At 68.0% G+C, this 18078-nt stretch carries 17 protein-coding genes and 1 CRISPR repeat array; of the genes, 7 read left to right on the forward strand and 10 right to left on the reverse strand.

Annotation, left to right across the window (positions count from 1 at the left end):
- Positions 1–3 precede the first annotated feature (3 nt).
- Entirely contained in the window at positions 4–570 is a 567-nt protein-coding gene (gene cas6f, locus ACF8NF_RS07230) for a type I-F CRISPR-associated endoribonuclease Cas6/Csy4 (RefSeq protein WP_034366869.1), read from the forward strand.
- A gap of 129 nt (positions 571–699) precedes the next feature.
- A CRISPR array of direct repeats spans positions 700–1989; the repeat unit is 28 nt; unit sequence GTTCGCTGCCGCATAGGCAGCTCAGAAA.
- Between the two features lie 37 nt (positions 1990–2026).
- Here cas6f and ACF8NF_RS07235 read toward each other — a convergent pair.
- Positions 2027–2392 carry a hypothetical protein gene (locus tag ACF8NF_RS07235; protein WP_034367332.1) on the reverse strand — a complete coding sequence of 122 codons (366 nt, stop codon included), beginning with the start codon at positions 2390–2392 and terminating at the stop codon, positions 2027–2029.
- Between the two features lie 156 nt (positions 2393–2548).
- On the opposite strand from ACF8NF_RS07235, the gene ACF8NF_RS07240 reads away from it, so the two are divergent.
- On the forward strand, positions 2549–2914 hold the full coding sequence (locus tag ACF8NF_RS07240; RefSeq protein ID WP_244387562.1) for an Arc family DNA-binding protein: 366 nt from the start codon (positions 2549–2551) through the stop codon (positions 2912–2914).
- Positions 2915–2924: 10 nt separating this feature from the next.
- On the opposite strand, the gene ACF8NF_RS07245 is transcribed toward ACF8NF_RS07240, so the two are convergent.
- Both ACF8NF_RS07245 and ACF8NF_RS07250 read right to left on the reverse strand, forming a co-directional pair.
- A complete protein-coding gene (locus ACF8NF_RS07245) occupies positions 2925–3683 on the reverse strand; it encodes a sulfite exporter TauE/SafE family protein (RefSeq protein ID WP_244387560.1) in 759 nt (252 codons plus the stop codon).
- Positions 3684–3873: 190 nt separating this feature from the next.
- Positions 3874–4818, reverse strand: a complete 945-nt coding sequence (locus tag ACF8NF_RS07250; RefSeq protein ID WP_238003696.1) for a LysR family transcriptional regulator — start codon at positions 4816–4818, stop codon at positions 3874–3876.
- Between the two features lie 118 nt (positions 4819–4936).
- On the opposite strand from ACF8NF_RS07250, the gene ACF8NF_RS07255 reads away from it, so the two are divergent.
- Genes ACF8NF_RS07255 through ACF8NF_RS07265 form a run of 3 tightly spaced genes read left to right on the forward strand, consistent with a single transcriptional unit; the run spans position 4937 to position 8215 of the window.
- Positions 4937–5908 (forward strand): tripartite tricarboxylate transporter substrate binding protein, encoded by a 972-nt coding sequence (locus ACF8NF_RS07255; RefSeq protein ID WP_013804299.1) that lies wholly within the window; start codon positions 4937–4939, stop codon positions 5906–5908.
- 22 nt (positions 5909–5930) lie between these two features.
- Positions 5931–7187: a CaiB/BaiF CoA transferase family protein gene (locus ACF8NF_RS07260; protein WP_392450334.1), complete on the forward strand. Its 1257-nt coding sequence runs from the start codon at positions 5931–5933 to the stop codon at positions 7185–7187.
- Between the two features lie 41 nt (positions 7188–7228).
- Entirely contained in the window at positions 7229–8215 is a 987-nt protein-coding gene (locus ACF8NF_RS07265; protein WP_392450335.1) for an MDR family oxidoreductase, read from the forward strand.
- A 24-nt stretch (positions 8216–8239) separates the two neighbouring features.
- Here ACF8NF_RS07265 and ybeY read toward each other — a convergent pair whose 3' ends face one another.
- Positions 8240–8698: an rRNA maturation RNase YbeY gene (ybeY, locus tag ACF8NF_RS07270; RefSeq protein ID WP_016446534.1), complete on the reverse strand. Its 459-nt coding sequence runs from the start codon at positions 8696–8698 to the stop codon at positions 8240–8242.
- 70 nt (positions 8699–8768) lie between these two features.
- A complete protein-coding gene (locus ACF8NF_RS07275; RefSeq protein WP_016446533.1) occupies positions 8769–9740 on the reverse strand; it encodes a PhoH family protein in 972 nt (323 codons plus the stop codon).
- A gap of 125 nt (positions 9741–9865) precedes the next feature.
- Between ACF8NF_RS07275 and ruvA the strand changes: the two genes are divergently transcribed.
- Entirely contained in the window at positions 9866–10438 is a 573-nt protein-coding gene (gene ruvA, locus ACF8NF_RS07280) for a Holliday junction branch migration protein RuvA (protein WP_016446532.1), read from the forward strand.
- A gap of 7 nt (positions 10439–10445) precedes the next feature.
- Positions 10446–11531: a Holliday junction branch migration DNA helicase RuvB gene (gene ruvB, locus ACF8NF_RS07285; RefSeq protein ID WP_212645093.1), complete on the forward strand. Its 1086-nt coding sequence runs from the start codon at positions 10446–10448 to the stop codon at positions 11529–11531.
- 7 nt (positions 11532–11538) lie between these two features.
- On the opposite strand, the gene ACF8NF_RS07290 is transcribed toward ruvB, so the two are convergent.
- The 5 genes from ACF8NF_RS07290 to ACF8NF_RS07310 all read right to left on the reverse strand — a co-directional run bounded on the left by ACF8NF_RS07290 (position 11539) and on the right by ACF8NF_RS07310 (position 18070).
- Entirely contained in the window at positions 11539–12255 is a 717-nt protein-coding gene (locus tag ACF8NF_RS07290; RefSeq protein ID WP_012203158.1) for an MgtC/SapB family protein, read from the reverse strand.
- 40 nt (positions 12256–12295) lie between these two features.
- Positions 12296–15055 carry a magnesium-translocating P-type ATPase gene (gene mgtA / locus ACF8NF_RS07295; RefSeq protein ID WP_392450336.1) on the reverse strand — a complete coding sequence of 920 codons (2760 nt, stop codon included), beginning with the start codon at positions 15053–15055 and terminating at the stop codon, positions 12296–12298.
- Positions 15056–15073: 18 nt separating this feature from the next.
- Complete coding sequence (locus ACF8NF_RS07300; RefSeq protein WP_160851732.1) at positions 15074–15493, reverse strand: hypothetical protein; 420 nt, start codon at positions 15491–15493, stop codon at positions 15074–15076.
- Positions 15494–15707: 214 nt separating this feature from the next.
- Positions 15708–15944: a hypothetical protein gene (locus ACF8NF_RS07305; protein ID WP_012203161.1), complete on the reverse strand. Its 237-nt coding sequence runs from the start codon at positions 15942–15944 to the stop codon at positions 15708–15710.
- A 290-nt stretch (positions 15945–16234) separates the two neighbouring features.
- Positions 16235–18070, reverse strand: coding sequence for a lysoplasmalogenase family protein (locus ACF8NF_RS07310; RefSeq protein ID WP_392450405.1), 1836 nt, complete (start codon positions 18068–18070; stop codon positions 16235–16237).
- Between the last annotated feature and the right edge of the window lie 8 nt (positions 18071–18078).

Here is an 18078-nt window from a genome sequence, read left to right on the forward strand (position 1 = left end):
GCCATGACCTCGCACTACATCGACATCACGCTGCTGCCTGACCCGGAATTCAGCCACGCCCACCTGCTGGGCGCGCTGGTCGCCAAGCTGCACCGCGCGCTCGTGCAACTGGGCAGCGCTGACATAGGCATCAGCTTTCCCGGCTACAGCCTGCGTCCACGCACTCTGGGCACCATCCTGCGCCTGCATGGCAGTGAAGCCGCGCTGCGCGGTCTGATGGAACAGCCCTGGCTGCAGGGCATGCGCGATCACGTGCACTGCACGCCGCCAGCTTTGGTGCCAGAGGGCGCCGTGCCCTACCTGGTGCAACGCCGGCAATTCAAGACCAGCCCCGACCGCCTGCGCCGCCGCCGCATGCGGCGCAAGGGAGAAACCGCTGAACAGGCCGCGGCCGCCATCCCCGACAGCGTGGAGCGCACCCCGGACCTGCCCTACGTTCAACTGCGCAGCGCCAGCACCGGCCAGCCGTTTTGCCTGTTCGTGGAGCAGAAAGCGGTGCAGGGAACGGCGGGCCAGGAAGGCTTCAACACCTACGGGCTGAGCCTGGGAACTGCTGTTCCCTGGTTCTGACCCTTTTTCTGGCGGCCTGAAGACTGCCTTGTAAATCAACAGCTTGGCGGATGCCCCGGAATTTGGGGTGTTCGCCAGCTGGAGGTGAAAGCTCTTTCAAAATCAATGGATTAGGGAATTTTTTGCCTAGTTCGCTGCCGCATAGGCAGCTCAGAAATCAGTTCCCCAGCCCGTTTTCAGGTCAATGTTGTTCGCTGCCGCATAGGCAGCTCAGAAAAGACTCTGGGCGAGGAGGGGTTGATGCCTTTCGTTCGCTGCCGCATAGGCAGCTCAGAAACGCAGAAGGCCTGGGCGCAGTTCGTGGGCGACGTTCGCTGCCGCATAGGCAGCTCAGAAATTTGGCGCTACCAGAACCACATGGGTCGCTGGGTTCGCTGCCGCATAGGCAGCTCAGAAAATGGGTCGCCGTCGGCGCGGGCGAACCTCCACGTTCGCTGCCGCATAGGCAGCTCAGAAACTGGGGCCAGACGCTGGGATGGCGAGGCCTGGGTTCGCTGCCGCATAGGCAGCTCAGAAATTCGTAGCGACGTAGCCTCCAGCTGCAGTGACGTTCGCTGCCGCATAGGCAGCTCAGAAATTCGGGATTCAGCGCGTGTTCCTCCAGCCAGTGTTCGCTGCCGCATAGGCAGCTCAGAAATGCTGCAACTCATCCCCACCACCCTCACGCGAGTTCGCTGCCGCATAGGCAGCTCAGAAAACGGCGGCTTCAAACCGGCCCGCCATGACGTCGTTCGCTGCCGCATAGGCAGCTCAGAAACCGGCCGACACCGATCTGCGCAAGGCGCTGCAGTTCGCTGCCGCATAGGCAGCTCAGAAAAGGAGGTCTAGATGATCACCCCGCAGCCATCCGTTCGCTGCCGCATAGGCAGCTCAGAAAAGTGCCGCGCGGGAACACCTCGGCATCCCACCGTTCGCTGCCGCATAGGCAGCTCAGAAATGACGGCGACCCCTGGGGCCTGGCGGGCTTGTGTTCGCTGCCGCATAGGCAGCTCAGAAATGCTTGATCGCCAGGTCGCGGTCGGTAGTTGCGTTCGCTGCCGCATAGGCAGCTCAGAAAGATGCAATCTGAGGACACACCATGAACTGGCAGTTCGCTGCCGCATAGGCAGCTCAGAAATGACCCCCTCCCCCGGCTCGTAGCCGTGGAACGTTCGCTGCCGCATAGGCAGCTCAGAAACCGCCGGGGGCTCGGATCGATACCCGCCACGGGTTCGCTGCCGCGTAGGCAGCTCAGAAACTGGAGGATTGGGCCGGCGCCTTCCTCGAAAAGTTCGCTGCCGCGTAGGCAGCTCAGAAAAGCAGGGCGCGGACCATCGGCCCGCTGAACAGGTTCGCTGCCGCGTAGGCAACTCAGAAAACGGAGCCGCCCGGCGCGGGGGGGGGGCGCTCAGGTTCGTTGCCGCTTAGGCAGCTCAGAAAGGCTGCTGACTTGGAGGCGACAGAGAAGCCTCTGCATTCAACCTTCCGGGCCATGCTCCGCGTATTCCACAAAGGACGGTGCTTCATCAAACAGTTGCAAGAGCAGTTTGAGGCGCCGGGCGTAGAGGCTCTGTGGCCGGTTGAAGGCCTGGGCTGCCAGGGCGATGGCTGCGCGGGCGAGATACCACTCGTTGTCGAATTCGCTGGCGTCCTCGAATACCTTGTGCCGAATTTGCCGGATGTGATTCAGCGCCAGGTCTGCGGCCAGGTCCACCTCTACATCCGCGTCATGCCAGTCCCTGTCGGCACAGCGTGTTTCGATCAGGGCAACCAGCCCCATCTCTGCGCGGGCAATGGACAGGGCGATCATTTGCTGCATGGTGGGCCAGGCAGCGGTGTCCATCGTGCAGGGCTTGTTCGTTGGGTGTCGTGACGCAGCCATATCGATTCCTTTGTCGTCGCTTCAATGACTCGGGCTTTCTATGCACGATCTATGCACTCAATATTCTATGCATTGTGCATAGAAAATGGCAAGCGTGTTCCATGGCAAAGTGCGCGGATGGCACGCGACGACCCAACCATCTACATGCGTATCCCTCAGGAGTTGAAGGATCTGCTGGATGCCGCTTCTGAAGAGAACCGGCGCTCAATGACTGCCGAGGTCGTGTCTCGGCTACAGCAGACCTTTGCGGCGCCGCGCGTTTCGGGCATGGACAGCGGTAGTTCGCAAATGAATCTGAATACCCGCGTCGGTGACGAAACGCTGGAAACCGTGAAGCGTATCGAAGAGCGGTTGCAATCGCTTGCGCAAGCCCTGGCCCTGCCACAGCGCGGCCCTCAGCCAGACACGGATGCGGCGACGCCGGAAAAATCCACAGGCAAGCGCGTATCGAAGTCAGCGCAGAGTGCGGCGTCGAAGAAGTAGCTTTCAGGCCTCACTGCCTCCAGAAAAACACCCCCGCCATCACCAGCCCCGTCAGCACGATGCCCGCGCGCAGCCATTCGGGCGGGATGCGGCGCGCCAGGCGGGCGCCGCCGTAGCCGCCTGCGGTGGCGGCGATCATCATGACCAGGGCCTGCTCCCACTGCACGACGCCGCCGGCCGCATAGATGGCGACGGCAATGGCCGTGAGCAGGGCGGAGACCAGGTTCTTCATGCCGTTCATGGCATGCAGCCTGGTCTGGCCCAGCAGGCCGAACAGGGCCAGCAGCAGGATGCCCAGGCCGCCGTTGAAGTAGCCGCCGTAGATGGCCACGGCCAGCATGCCGGCGCCGGCCTTCAGGGGCGATGCATGGGCGGCATGCTCGGCGCTGCCGCGTGATGCCATGCGCCTGAGCTGGGGCGCGAAGGCGAACATGGCGGTGGCGGCCAGCAGCAGCCAGGGGACGACCTTGCGGAACAGGTGGTCTGGCGTGACCAGCAGCAGGGCCGCGCCCAGCGAGCCGCCGATGAGCGACAGCAGGATGACGCCGCGCATGCCCAGGCCGGGCGGCGGCTCCATGTCCTGGCGAAAGCCCCAGGCACCGGCCATGTAGCCGGGCAGCAGGGCGACGGTGCCGGTGGCGTTGGCGGCCACGGGCGGCACGCCGGTGAAGACCAGGGCGGGCAGGGTGAGGAAGCTGCCGCCTCCGGCAACGGCATTGAGCGCGCCGGCCACGAAGGCGGCGCTCATGAGCAGTGCGATGTCCCACATGGGTGTTGTCTCCTCCTGGAGCCGGGCATCGGCAGGCCGCCGTGGCCTTGCGCGGCCAGGCCGGTGTTATAGGTCGAGGCCGATCTTAGTGCCGGACCATCGGCCGGGCTGTCGCACCGGCATGGCGGCTGGGTCAGGGCTGCTTTGCGCAAAAGGACAGGATCGCGCCGGCGTGGTGGCCACCTGGCGACTAGGGCGGCTCCACCGCCGGGCCGGGCAGGCCCAGCGTGGCGCGCAGCAGGGCAACGCGCGGGTTGGCGACGGCGCTGCGGTAGATCAACGCCACGGGGCCCATGGAGATGGCGGGTGTGACATGCACCCTGCGCACCCCCAGCGACCGGGGCGAGGCCTGCAGCGTGGAGTCGGGCACGGCGCTGAGCCCCAGGCCGGCCCGGACCAGTTGCAGGTTGGTGAAGGGGCTGGTGGATTCGATGACGGGCGTGGGCGCGATCACGCCTTCGCGGCGGAACACCTCTTCCATCATGCGGCGCAGCATGGAGCTGCGCGTGGGCAGGATCCATCGCTGGCGCGCCAGCTCCTCCCAGCGGTTGCTGCGCGCGTGGCCTGCAGGGTGGTCCGGCGGGGCGATGACGGTGAAGCCGGTGTCGAACAGTTTTTCGTAGCGCAGCGGCTGGCCTGCAGCCTCGGGCAGTTCGGTGGGGTAGCTGGTGATGAGGGCATCGAGCTCGCCGTCCAGCAGGCATTGCACAAGCAAAGGTACGCGTTCTTCCTTGAGCTGTACCCGGACATGGGGCTGCTGTGCGGCCAGGTCCGCCAGTACGCCGGGCAGGTAGCCCTGTGCCACGAAGGGCGGGGTGCCGATGCGCAGCAAGGTGATGGCGGGTTGCTGGGCGGTCTCGCTGCCCAGATGGCGCAGCTCGGCCAGCAGCATGGCCGCGCCGCGGATGGCGATCTCGCCTTGGGCCGTGGGTTCGAGCCCGCGCGCATTGCGCAGGAACAGCGTCACGCCGAAGGCCGCCTCGATCTCGCCCAGGGCCTTGCTCAGCGCGGGCTGGGTCAAATGCATGAGGCCGGCGGCGGCGCGCAGGCTGCCTCCCTGGTGCAGGGCCAGCAGGAGCTGCAGGTGCTTGAAGCGCAGCCGCGACAGCAAGCGTTGCGGGTCGAAGTCGTGCATGTTCCCGGGGGTGGAGTGATTACCGGAGGTTTGCCATCCATCCAAACATATCACTATTGGAAATGGGCCTGCCGTTCTATCGTGACCCCACGACGACAAGCGACAAGGAGACAGGACCATGGACAGACGCGTCTTTCTGGCAGGCAGCCTGGCGGCTGCCGCGCTTCCGCTGGTGCGGGCCAGTGATTTTCCGAGCCGGCCGGTGCGGGTGATTTCCCCGTATGCGGCGGGCGGGGGGCCTGATGTGCAGTTGCGCCAGGCCGGCCCGGTGCTGGGGGAGATCCTGGGGCAGTCCATCGTGATCGAGAACAAGGTGGGCGCGGCCGGCGTGCTGGCCGCGCAGTATGTGGCGCAGCAGCCCGCCGATGGCTACACCTGCCTGATGGGCTCCAACACCCACCTGATCCAGAAGCTGCTGCAACCGGGCCTGCGCTTCGACCCCATCGGCGACTTCACGCCCGTCAGCAACCTGGCCTCGTCGCCCACGGTGCTGGTGGTGCGTGCCGATGCGCCCTGGCGCACGGCCCGGGAGCTGATCGCGGGGCTGAAGGCCCAGCCGGCGCAGGCCAACTACGGCTCGGGCGGCATAGGCACTTCGGCCCATCTGGCGGGCGCCACGCTGGCCTCGCTGGCGGGCCTGCAGGTCACGCACATACCGCTCAAGGGATCGGTGGAGATTGCGGCATCGCTGATCCGCGGCGATACGCAGTATGCGTTTCCGGTGGCGGGCACCGGCATCCCCCAGGTGCAGGGCGGCAAGCTGCGGGCCCTGGCGGTGACCAGCCGCAAGCGCCTGGCGCAGTTGCCCGAGGTGCCCACGCTGCAGGAGGTGCTGGGCAGCGAGCTGGCGGTGCAGGAGTCCTGGTTCGGGCTGTGGGCTCCGGCCAGGACACCCCCTGCCGTGGTCGAGCGCCTGCACGCTGCCGTGCGCCAGGCCGCCGCCCAGCCAGCGCTGCGCGCCTCGTTCGAGGCTGTCGGCAACGAGGCCACGGCCAGCGCTTCGCCGCAGGCCTTCGCCGATTTCGTGCGCAGCGAGAACCGCAAGTGGGCCGCCATCATCGAGCTGGCCGGCATCACCGCCAACAGTTGAACCAGGGAAAGGCAAGACGGGTATGGACAAGCCGCTGCAAGGAGTGCGCGTCATCGACATGTCGCATGTGATCGCGGGGCCGCTGGCTTCGCACTACCTGGCCCAGCTCGGGGCCGAGGTCATCAAGGTCGAGCCCACGCGTGGCGAGGTCATGCGCAACAGCCGGGCGCCCGGCGAGCCCGGGGGCGGCATGCCTTCGGGCTTCGTGGCGCTCAATGCGGGAAAGCGTTCGCTGGCGGTGGACATCCGCCAGCCCGAGGGCGCGGACATCGTGCGTGCCCTGGCGCGCACGGCCGATGTGTTCATCGAGAACTTCCGCCCCGGCGTGGTGGCGCGCCACGGCCTGGGCTACGAGGACATCCGGGCGGTGCGCCCCGACGTGGTGTACTGCTCCATCTCGGGCTTTGGCCAGCAGGGCGAGTGGGCCGGGCGGGGCGCCTATGACCATGTGGTGCAGGCGCTCACGGGGATGATGATGATGGCGGGGGGCGACGAGGAAGCGCCGCCCGTGAAGGTGGGCTTTCCCGTGATCGACGTGGCGGTGGGCATGCTGGGGGCGCTGTCGGTCACGGCGGCCCTGCACCAGCGCAACGCCTGGGCGCCTGGCGAGCGGCGCAGCCAGCACATCGATGCCTCCATGCTGCAGGCCTCGCTGATGCTGATGTACCCGCATGCCTGTACCTATCTCACCCATGGCGTGGAGCCTCGGCGCGTGGGCAACCGGGGCTATACGGGCAGCCCGGCGGCCGACACCTACCGGTGCGCCGACGGCTGGCTGTCCACGGCCGCCAACACGCCGCAGCAGTTCCGCAGGCTTGCCAGCGTGCTGGGGCTCGATGCGCTGTGCGAGGACGCCACGCTGCTGGACCTCGATGCCTTCAACGCGCCCGAGGGCGGCTTTGTCGCCGCGCGCGATGCGTCCGCGCTGCAGCGGCTGCAGGCATGTCTGGCCGAGGCCTTCGCCGCACGCAGTGCACGGGACATGGAAGCCCGGCTCAACGCCGTGGGCGTGCCTGCCGCCAGGGTGCGGCGCCTGGGTGAATTTCTGGGCGAGGCCCGCGCCGCCGGCACCGTGTCACCTGTGAGCTATGGCGCCGGCAGCGCTGCGGTGGACACTCCGGGACTGGGGTTCCGGTGGATGGATGCCGAGCCCCAGCCGGGTGCGCCGGCCCCCGTCCTGGGCGATGGCAACCTTGCGCTGCTGCGGGAACTGGGGATGGCGGATGACGCCATCGCCCGCCTGTGCCGCAGCGGCGTGCTGGGCGCGCCGCAGTCCTGATTGCCTTTGGATTCCTTTGCCACTGCCTTGCTGGAGACCCCATGTTCAAAGCCTTGCTGCTGACCCAACCCGTACCGCGTGAAACCCGTGCCGAGTGTGTGGAGCTGGACGAAGCCAGCCTGCCCGCCGGCGCGGTGCGCGTGGCCGTCTCGCATTCCACGCTCAACTACAAGGATGCACTGGCCATCACGGGGCGCTCGCCCGTGGTGCGCCAGTTCCCCATGGTGCCGGGCATCGACCTGGCCGGCACGGTGCTGGACAGCGAGGACGCGCGTTTCCAGCCCGGCGATGTCGTGCTGCTCAACGGCTGGGGCGTGGGCGAGACCCACTGGGGCGGGCTCGCCCAGCAGGCGCGGGCGAACGGCGACTGGCTGATCCGCCGGCCCGAGGCCTTCAGCGCACGGGATGCCATGGCCATAGGCACGGCCGGCTATACGGCCATGCTGTGCGTGATGGCGCTGCAGGCGCATGGCATCACGCCTTCCAGCGGCCCGGTGCTGGTGACGGGGGCCAATGGCGGCGTGGGCAGCATTGCCGTGGCCCTGCTGTCGCGCCTGGGTTTCGAGGTGCACGCCGGCACCGGGCGGCCCGAACAGGCCGAGCACCTGAAGGCGCTGGGCGCGGCGCGGATCGTGGAGCGCAGCAGCCTGGATGCGCCCGGCAAGCCGCTGCAAAAGGAGGTCTGGGCGGCGGCCGTGGACAGCGTGGGCAGCCATACGCTGGCCAATGTGTGCGCCAGCCTGCGCTACGGCGGCTGCGTGGCGGCCTGCGGGCTGGCCCAGGGGCTGGACCTGCCGGCTTCCGTGGCACCGTTCATTCTGCGCGGCGTGTCGCTGCTGGGCATCGACAGCGTCTATGCGCCGCAGGCGCGGCGCGAGCAGGCCTGGGCGCGGCTGGCTGCCGAACTGCCGCGCGAGGTGCTGGAGTGCAATACCGAAGAGGCGGGCCTGGCCGATGCGGTTGCGCTGGCGCCCCGGCTGCTTGCCGGCCAGGTGCGCGGCCGGGTCGTCATCGATACGGCGCGCTGAGGCCCGCGCGGGGCCTGGTGCCGCCTACTTGGCGTAGGGGTCGGCAAAGCCCAGCTCGACCATGATCTCGGTCTCGTAGGCTTCCATTTCCTCAGCGTCCTGCTCGCTGGTTTCATGGTCCCAGCCCTGGGCATGCAGCGTGCCATGCACCAGCAGGTGGGCGTAGTGCTCCTCCAGCGTCTTGTTCTGCTCGCGCGCCTCGCGCTCGACCACGGGGGCGCACAGCACCAGGTCGGCCATGGCAGTGGGCTCCTGCTGGTAGTCGAAGGTCAGGACGTTGGTGGCGTAGTCCTTTTGCCGGTACTCGCGGTTGAGCTGCTGGCCTTCCTCGGCATCGACGATGCGCACGGTGATTTCGGCATCGACGGCCAGGGCATGGCGTATCCAGCGCGTGACCTTGCTGCGGGACAGCACGGCGCGGTGGGCGGGCGCCTCGGCAAAGCGCGCGAATTGCAGGGACAGTTGCAGTTGGTTCAGGGACATGGGGAAGTGCGTGGGCGTGAGCTTGTGCTTTGGAGCGCCCGTGGGCGGGCGTCTGCTGTGGCTGTCGGGATCAAGGCGCTGCAAGGCGCGGTGCGGCACGGCGCGCCGGGGCCTGGCCGCGTGCGTCGTAGGCGTCCACGATGCGGGCCACCAGCGGGTGGCGCACCACGTCGGCGCTGGTGAAGTGGTTGATGGCGATGCCCTTGACGCGCTTCAAGACGCGCTCGGCATCAATCAGGCCGCTCAGGGCGCCCTTGGGCAGGTCGATCTGGCTGACGTCGCCCGTGACCACGGCGCGGGCGCCGAAGCCGATGCGCGTGAGGAACATCTTCATCTGCTCGGGCGTGGTGTTCTGCGCCTCGTCCAGGATGACGAAGGCGTTGTTCAGCGTGCGCCCGCGCATGAAGGCCAGCGGCGCGATCTCCAGCACATTGCGCTCGAAGGCCTTTTGCACCTTCTCGTAGCCCATGAGGTCGTAGAGTGCGTCGTACAGCGGGCGCAGGTAGGGGTCGACCTTCTGCGTGAGGTCGCCGGGCAGAAAGCCCAGGCGCTCGCCTGCTTCCACGGCCGGGCGCGTGAGCACGATGCGCTGCACGGCGCTGCGCTCCAGCGCGTCCACGGCGCAGGCCACGGCCAGGTAGGTCTTGCCGGTGCCGGCCGGGCCGATGCCGAAGGTGATGTCGTGGCGGGCGATGTTCTCCAGGTAGGCCGACTGGTTGGCCGTGCGCGCGCGCAGGTCGGGGCGGCGCGTGGACAGCTGGATGGCGTCCAGGGGCTGCTCGATGAGTTCGGTGTCGCCGGCCAGCATGAGCTGCAGCGAATCGTCCAGGATGGGGTCGTCGGCCATCTCGTAGAGGGCCTGCAGCAGCTCCAGTGCGTCGTTGGCCTTGGCCTTGGGGCCGTCGATCTTGAATTGCTCGTGGCGGTGGGCGATCTTGACGCCCAGTGCGATCTCGATGGTGCGCAGGTGCGCGTCGGCCGGGCCGCACAGATGGCTCAACCGGTTGTTGTCGTGGGGTGTGAATGTGTGGCGCAGGATCACGCGGATAATTCCAGAGATTCCGGGCGGCGGCCAGCGCGAGGGCGTGGTGCCATACCCTGTGAATGGGCCGGCGTTCGGTTGCGGACGGGCATGAAAAGCCGCCCCTGGGGCGGCAAAGGACACCAATGATAGGCAAATTGACAGGAACGCTGCTGGAAAAAAACCCGCCCGAGGTGCTGGTGGACTGCGGCGGCGTGGGCTACGAGGTGCAGGTGCCCATGAGCACCTTCTACAACCTGCCCGCCAGTGGGGCCAGGGTCAGCCTGCTGACGCACTTCGTGGTGCGCGAGGATGCGCAGCTTCTGTACGGCTTTGGCACGCACAGCGAGCGCCAGGCGTTCCGCGAGCTGATCAAGATCACCGGCATCGGCCCGCGCATGGCGCTGTCGGTGCTCAGCGGCATGAGCGTGGAGGACCTGGCCCAGGCCGTGACGCTGCAGGAGGTGGGCCGCCTGGTCAAGGTGCCGGGCATCGGCAAGAAGACGGCCGAGCGCCTGCTGCTGGAGCTCAAGGGCAAGATCGGCGCCGATACGGGCGCGCAGTCGCTGTTCGTGAACAACGACCAGAACGACATCGTGCAGGCGCTGATGGCGCTGGGCTATTCCGACAAGGATGCGGCCGCCGCGCTCAAGAAGCTGCCGCCCGACGTGGGCGTGACCGAAGGCATCAAGCTGGCGCTGAAGGCGCTGGCCAAGTGAGCGGCGCATGAGCATCCATACCGACGATTTCGGGCAGGGCGGCTTTGCGCAGGGGGGCTTCCCGCCCGACAAGGCACCGGACAAGCCGCGCATGATTTCGGCAGCGCCGGTCTCGCGCGGGGAAGAGGCCATGGAGCGCGCGCTGCGCCCCAAGCTGCTGCAGGAGTACGTGGGCCAGGCCAAGGCGCGCGAGCAGCTGGAGATCTTCATCGGCGCGGCCCGAAAGCGCAGCGAGGCGCTGGACCATGTGCTGCTGTTCGGCCCGCCGGGCCTGGGCAAGACCACGCTGTCGCACATCATCGCGGCCGAGCTGGGCGTGAACCTGCGCCAGACCAGCGGCCCGGTGCTGGAAAAGCCCAAGGACCTGGCGGCGCTGCTGACCAACCTCGAAGCCAACGATGTGCTGTTCATCGACGAGATCCACCGCCTGTCGCCCGTGGTCGAGGAAATCCTCTACCCGGCGCTGGAGGACTACCAGATCGACATCATGATCGGCGAAGGGCCGGCGGCGCGCTCCATCAAGCTGGACCTGCAGCCGTTCACGCTGGTGGGCGCGACCACGCGCGCGGGCATGCTGACCAACCCGCTGCGCGACCGCTTCGGCATCGTGGCGCGGCTGGAGTTCTATACGGCCGAGGAGCTGGCGCGCATCGTGCGGCGCAGTGCAGGCCTGTTGAACGCGCCCATCGATGACGAGGGCGCCTTCGAGATCGCGCGCCGCTCGCGCGGCACGCCACGCATTGCCAACCGCCTGCTGCGCCGCGTGCGCGACTATGCCGATGTGCGCGGCGACGGCAGCATCACGCGCGAGCTGGCCGACCGTGCGCTGGCCATGCTCGATGTCGATCCCCAGGGCTTCGACATCATGGACCGCAAGCTGCTGGAGGCCGTGGTGCACCGCTTCGACGGCGGCCCCGTGGGCCTGGACAACATCGCGGCCAGCATCGGCGAGGAAGCGGGCACCATCGAGGATGTGATCGAGCCCTACCTGATCCAGCAGGGCTTTTTGCAGCGCACGCCGCGCGGGCGCATGGCGACCCAGGCGGCGTACCGCCACCTGGGCCTTCCCGTGCCGGGCGACGACGCCAGCTGACGCAGGCTCATTCCTCCGTGCCGGCGTTCCAGAAGGCCTGCAGCACGCCGGGCAGGGCCTCGATGGCGGCGATCACGCGGTCCAGCTCGTCGGAGTCCACCGAGGTGGCGTAGAGCATGGCCTCGATCTCGGTGTCCTGCGGGCCGAAGGCATGGGTTTCCACGCCGCGCACGGGGTAGCTGGCGTTCTCCAGCAGCTCCAGCATCTGCTCTCGCACATCGCCCTGGGCGCCGCGGTGGCAGATGGCGTAGACGTAGTAGGTCGACTCCGTGGATTCGTCATCCACCGGGCGGCGGTTGATGCGGTTGACCACGGGGCGCAGCAAGGTGTTGCTGGCCAGCACGAAGAGCGTGGCCAGGCCGGCCTCGGCCACCAGGCTGGCGCCCGCGCAGGCGCCCACGGCGGCCGAGCCCCACAGCGTGGCCGCCGTGTTCAGCCCGGTGATGTTGGCCCCTTCCTTCATGATGGCGCCCGCACCCAGGAAGCCCACGCCCGAGACCACGTAGGCCACCACGCGCGTGGCGCCCTCGGCCCCACCCAGGCGCACGGCCAGGTCCACGAAGACGGCCGCGCCCACGGCGACCAGGGTGTTGGTGCGCAGCCCCGCCGTGCGCTGGCGCACCTGGCGCTCCAGGCCGATGAGGGCGCCGAACACGAAGGCCGTGGTCAGGCTGACGAAGGTGTCCAGCATGGCGCCGGGGTTGAGGTTCTGCAGGGCCTGCATGGGGTTCCGGACTTTCCTGGTGAATGGGTTGAAGGGTGCGTCACTGCCAGCCGTAGCGGCGGATGTAGACGCGCTTGAGCAGCGTGGCCAGGCAAGCGTAGCCCAGCAATATGGCAATCATCCACGGGAAGTAGGCCGCCGGCAGCGCCTGCAGCTTGAAGTAGCCGGCCAGCGGCCCCATCGGTAGGAAGATGCCGGCCGCCATCACGGCCGCCGTGGCCAGCAGCAGCGGCCAGGACGGGCGGCTTTGCAGGAAGGGGATCCTGGGCGTGCGGATCATGTGCACGATCAGCGTCTGTGTGAGCAGCCCGATGACGAACCAGCCCGACTGGAACAACGTCTGCTGCCCGGGCGTGTTGGCGGCGAAGACGAACCACATCAGCGCGAAGGTCAGGATGTCGAACAGCGAGCTGATGGGCCCGAAGAACACCATGAAGCGGCCCAGGTCGGCCGGGTTCCAGCGCAGCGGCTGGCGCACCAGTTCGTCGTCCACGTTGTCGAAGGGGATGGCGATCTGCGAGAGGTCGTACAGCAGGTTCTGCACCAGCAGGTGCAGCGGCAGCATGGGCAGGAAGGGGATGAAGGCCGAGGCCACCATCACCGAGAACACGTTGCCGAAGTTGGAGCTGGCTGTCATGCGGATGTACTTCAGCATGTTGCTGAAGGTGCGCCGGCCCTCGATCACGCCCTGCTCCAGCACCATCAGGCTTTTTTCCAGCAGGATGATGTCGGCCGCTTCCTTGGCGATGTCCACGGCGCTGTCCACGCTGATGCCGATGTCGGCCGCGCGCAGGGCCGGGGCGTCGTTGATGCCGTCGCCCATGAAGCCGGTGATGTGGCCGTTGGCGCGCAGCGCATGCACGATGCGCTCCTTGTGCAGCGGCGTGAGCCGGGCGAACAACTGGTGCCGCTCCACCGTCTGGCGCAGCATCTCGTCGTTCATGTGCTCGATCTGCGTGCCCAGGATGAAGTGGTCTGCAGGAAGCCCCACATCGCGGCAGACCTTGGCGGCCACCAGTTCGTTGTCGCCGGTCAGCAGCTTGACGGCCACGCCGTGCGCGGCCAGGGCGGCCAGCGCCTCGGCCGTGGTTTCCTTCGGTGGGTCCAGGAAGGCGATGTAGCCGATCAGGGTCAGCTCCGACTCGTCGGCCACGCCGTAGTCGCTCTTGTGCGGCGGCACTTCCTTCATGGCCACGGCGACCACGCGCAGGCCCTCGCGGTTGAGTTCGCGCGTCACGCGGCGCACGCGGGCCAGTTGCTCCTCGTCCAGCGGGCGCGTGCCGTCGCCTTCGCGCAGCCGGGTGCAGGCGCCCAGGATTTCCTCGACCGCGCCCTTGCAGATCAGCTCGTGGTGGTGGCCGCGCTCGGCCACCACCACGGACATGCGGCGGCGCTCGAAGTCGAAGGGGATCTCATCGACCTTGCGGTAGTCCTCGGCCAGCCGCATCTGGGTGTGCAGCTCCACGTGTTCCAGCACGGCATGGTCGAGCAGGTTCTTCAGGCCGGTCTGGTAGTGGCTGTTGAGGTAGGCGAAGCGCAGCGTCTCGTCGCAGGGCTGGCCGAAGGCGTCGGTGTGGCGCTCCAGCACGATGCGGTCCTGGGTCAGCGTGCCGGTCTTGTCGGTGCACAGCACGTCCATGGCGCCAAAGTTCTGGATGGCGTCCAGCCGCTTGACCACGACCTTGCGCCGCGAGAGCACCACGGCACCCTTGGCCAGGGTGGAGGTCACGATCATGGGCAGCATCTCGGGCGTCAGGCCCACGGCCACGGACAGCGCGAACAGGAAGGCCTCGGCCCAGTCGCCCTTGGTGTAGCCGTTGATGAACAGCACCACGGGCACCATCACGGCCGCGAAGCGGATCAGCAGCCAGCTGACGCTGTTGACCCCGGTCTCGAAGGCCGTGGGCGCGCGGTCGTTGGAGGTCACCCGCGTGGCAATGGTGCCGAAATAGCTGCGGTTGCCCGTGGCCAGCACCACGGCCAGCGCCGTGCCCGAGACCACGTTGGTGCCCATGAACAGCAGGTTGCTGGCGTCCAGCACGCCGGTGCCATTCGATGCACTGGCGTCGGCGCGCTTTTCCACGGGCAGGGATTCGCCGGTCATGGCGGACTGGCTCACGAACAGGTCCTTGGCGCTGAGCACGCGGCAGTCGGCAGGAATCATGTCCCCGGCCGACAGCACCACGAAATCGCCGGGCACGACCTCGCGCAGCGGCACCTCGTAGCGGCGCGCCTGCTGGCCGAAGCCGCTGTGCGGGGCGTCTGCGGAGTCGGCATCTGCAGGGGCCGGTGGGCCGCCATTGCGGCGCAGCACCGTGGCCGTGCTGCTGACCATGGCCTTGAGCCGCGCGGCGGCGCGGTTGGAGCGGCCTTCCTGCACAAAGCGCAGCAGCGTGGACAGCAGCACCATGGAGGCGATGACGACCGTGGCCTTCATGTCCTCCGTGGCGTAGGAGACCACGGCCAGCAGCGTCAGCAGCAGGTTGAAGGGATTGCGGTAGCAGTACCACAGGTGCAGCCAGCCGGGCAGCGGCTTTTCGTGCTCGACCTCGTTGGGGCCCAGACGCGTGAGCGCGGCGCGGGCCTGCTCGCGGGTCAGGCCGTCCTCGCTGGAGCTGGTGCGCGCCAGCACGGCGGCGATGTCATCGCGCGAGGCGCGCAGCAGCTCGCGCGTGAGGGTCGGCGATACCGAGCGCGAGTGGTGCACGGCCGTGCCCGAGGGCAGGGCATTGCGCCGGAACAGCCCCAGGGCGTGGCGGCTGCGCAAAAAGGCCTGGAACAGGTGCTTGAGGTTTTTCATGGCGACCTCCCCGGTGGCTCAGGCCTGGCTCGAGCGAAGGGTGGCGCGCAGCCAGTGCCAGTTGCGCTGGCAGGCGCACAGCAGGCGGCGGCGCAGCGGCGGGCGGGCCACGGTGGCCGACTGCAGCCATTGGCGCCGCGCATGGGCAGGCAGGTGGCGGTAGACCTCGGCGCGCTCCTGCGCCGCCAGCAGGGACAGGACGTCGGCCTGCTGGCGCTGCGTGAGCGCCACGAGGGAATGGGCGAAGAGATCGGGGCCGTGTTGCTGCAGCAGGGTGTGCAGTTGCCCGGTATGGCGTGCCGCAATGGCGGCTTGCAGGGCCAGCTGCAAGGTGCTGGCGCGGGTGGTGTGGGAGGTGCGGCTGGCGCGCGTGGAGACGGGTGCTGTGGCGGGCGTGGTTGCCGGCGTGGTCCGCAGCGCGGTGATGACGTGTTGCATGGCGGGCTTCTTTCGTTGCGGCCGAAAGAAGCCCGGCACCTATCCGTCAATGGACGTGCGCGGGCCTCCCGGCCGGGGCCTTGGGAAGGGGCGGAAGGGCCGCAGGCATGTGCGGCCGGACCGTATCGGAGGGGTCAGGGCAAGATCGACTCGGATCGGGGTCCATGGGGGAACTCCTTTCTGACGATGGGGCGGACAAGGCTGCGGCGCGCGCTCAGCGCGGCTGCAGGCTCAGAAAGCTGCGGATGCGGTGCGTGGGCCAGTGGGTCTGCAGGTCCAGGTGCATGGCGTGCTCCATGGCCGATGGGGCCTGGGCTTGCATCTGTGCCTGTGCCTTGGCCTGCATTGCTGCCTGAGAGGCAGCCACGCGCGTGCCGGTGGCGCCGGGGCAGGGCGCGGCAGTGGCAGGCTGCAGGCGTTGCATTGCGGGGCGGACGAACGGTGTGGACATGGCTTTCTCCTTGGCGAACCAGGAAGACTGCCGCGGGCAGGGCCGTCAAGCAGCGTGTGCCGGGCGCTGCAACGGGGCAGGCACGGACACGCGGTCAGTGAACCACAGCAACTGGAATCTCAGGTGCAGGGGCGGCATGCCTGATGCAAGCCAAATGCCACTGCAGCGCCGGGCGGGCGCGAAGATCCAAGGGGAAACGCAGCAATGGAAGGAAGCCGGCCGACATGGCCGCTCCCTTCACAGGAGTCGGTCAGTCAGCCAGCAGCGTAGCCATTGCGGCGCGCTGTTTGTCACTGGTTGAACTGGCACTGTCCACGGAAGGACTCCTGAAAATGCGATCCCGGCATTGTGCCTTGCGAGCTGCCTCGGGTCAACCCTGATGTCGATGCGCCACGGGCCAGCCAGCCCTGCACGATCAGCAACTGCGCCGCGTAGTAGGTGGTCAGCACGGCAGCTTGCGCCCCGTCGAAAGGCTGCACGAAGCGGTTGATGGCCAGCAGCGAGTCGCTGACCATGAAGAAGCAGGCGCCGATGGCCACGGTCCAGGCGGGCTGGCCGCCCAGGTGCCTGGCGCGGCCAAGGGCCTGCGCCGCCATCAGCGCAATGACCAGCACATAGGCGGCCACGGGCAGGCGCAGCGCGGCGGGCAGGCCGCCCTGCCAGAGCACGGCATACATGGCAACGCCCAGGGCCAGCGTGGCGGCCAGCGAGGGCCGGTGCGCAAACCAGGGCGCATCCTGGCGCAGCAGCACGATATAGGCCAGGTGGGCGAGCAGGAAGCTGGCCAGGCCCGGGATGAACAGATCGGGCAGCATCAGGAACACGTCGCCCGCCATCGAGGCCGCCAGCGCCGCGGCCAGCCAGCAGGCGCCGCGCGCGGGTTTCGCCAGCGCCGAGAACGCCGCGCTGCCGCGCCACATCTGCATGACGGCGATCAGCGCAAAGACCATGGCCAGCGGCTTGAACAGCCAGTGCCAGTGCAGCATGTCCAGCACGCTGGTGGCGGTGGCCAGCGCGCCGGCCTCGATGGCCAGGGCCACCCACAGGCTGATGCGCCCCTGCATGGCCGCGCCCAGTGCCCACTGGCAGGCCAGCAGCACGCCAAACCATAGCGCATTGCGCGCCGTCGAGGACTGGTCGGCATGCCACAGGAACAGCGACACCCCGGCGATCAGCGCCACGAACTGCAGGCCCGCAAACCAGCGCAGGCTGCGCTGCATGTCGGGTGCGTAGAGCACGCGGTGCGCGTCCAGGTCGAAGGCCGGCCTGGGAAAGCGCTGCGCCACGTCGGCAGGGCGCCACCCGGGCGGCTTGAGCCAGACGCGCAGCTTGTCGCCCCAGCGCCGCGCATGCCAGCTGTCATGGATGAGTTGCCGGTACACCACGGCGTTGGCCCACAGCGGATCCCAGCTTTGCAGCAGGCCGCGCGTGCCGTAGACGCAGGGCTCGCTGTCGTCCTCGGGCTTGAAGGTGCCGAACAGGCGGTCCCAGACGATGAGGATGCCGCCGTAGTTCCTGTCCAGGTAGCAGTCATTGACGGCGTGGTGCACGCGGTGGTTGCTGGGCGCGCAGAACCAGCGGTCGAACCAGCCCAGGCGCCGCACCTGCTCGGTATGGACCCAGAACTGGTAGAGCAGATCGATCAGGCCCACGATGGCAAACACCAGCGGCGGCACGCCGGCCAGCGCCATGGGAAGGTAGAACAGCCAGCCCAGCAGCGCGCCCGAGCTGGTCTGGCGCAGCGCCGTCGACAGGTTGTAGTCCTGGCTCTGGTGGTGCACGGCGTGGGCTGCCCACAGCACGGCCACCTCGTGGCCCATGCGGTGAAGCCAGTAGTAGCAGAAGTCGTAGAACAGCAGGGCCAGCAGCCAGCCGGGAATGCTGGTCCAGAAGGCATCGTTGCGCCACAGCGCCAGGTGCTCGAAGGCCAGCGTGTACAGGCCCACGCGCAGCAGCGTGGTGAAGACGGCGCTGGTCTGGCTGAGCATGCCCAGGCTGATGGAGCTGATGGCGTCGGCCAGCCGGTAGGCATTGCGCCCGCGCCACAGGCTCACGCCCCATTCCAGCGCGATCAGCAGCAAAAAGGCCGGCGTGGCGAAGACGATGATTTGGCTGGGTGAGGGCATCATGGCCT

Source organism: Delftia sp. WSY_22, from assembly GCF_043104185.1.
Lineage (GTDB): Bacteria > Pseudomonadota > Gammaproteobacteria > Burkholderiales > Burkholderiaceae_C > Comamonas > Comamonas tsuruhatensis.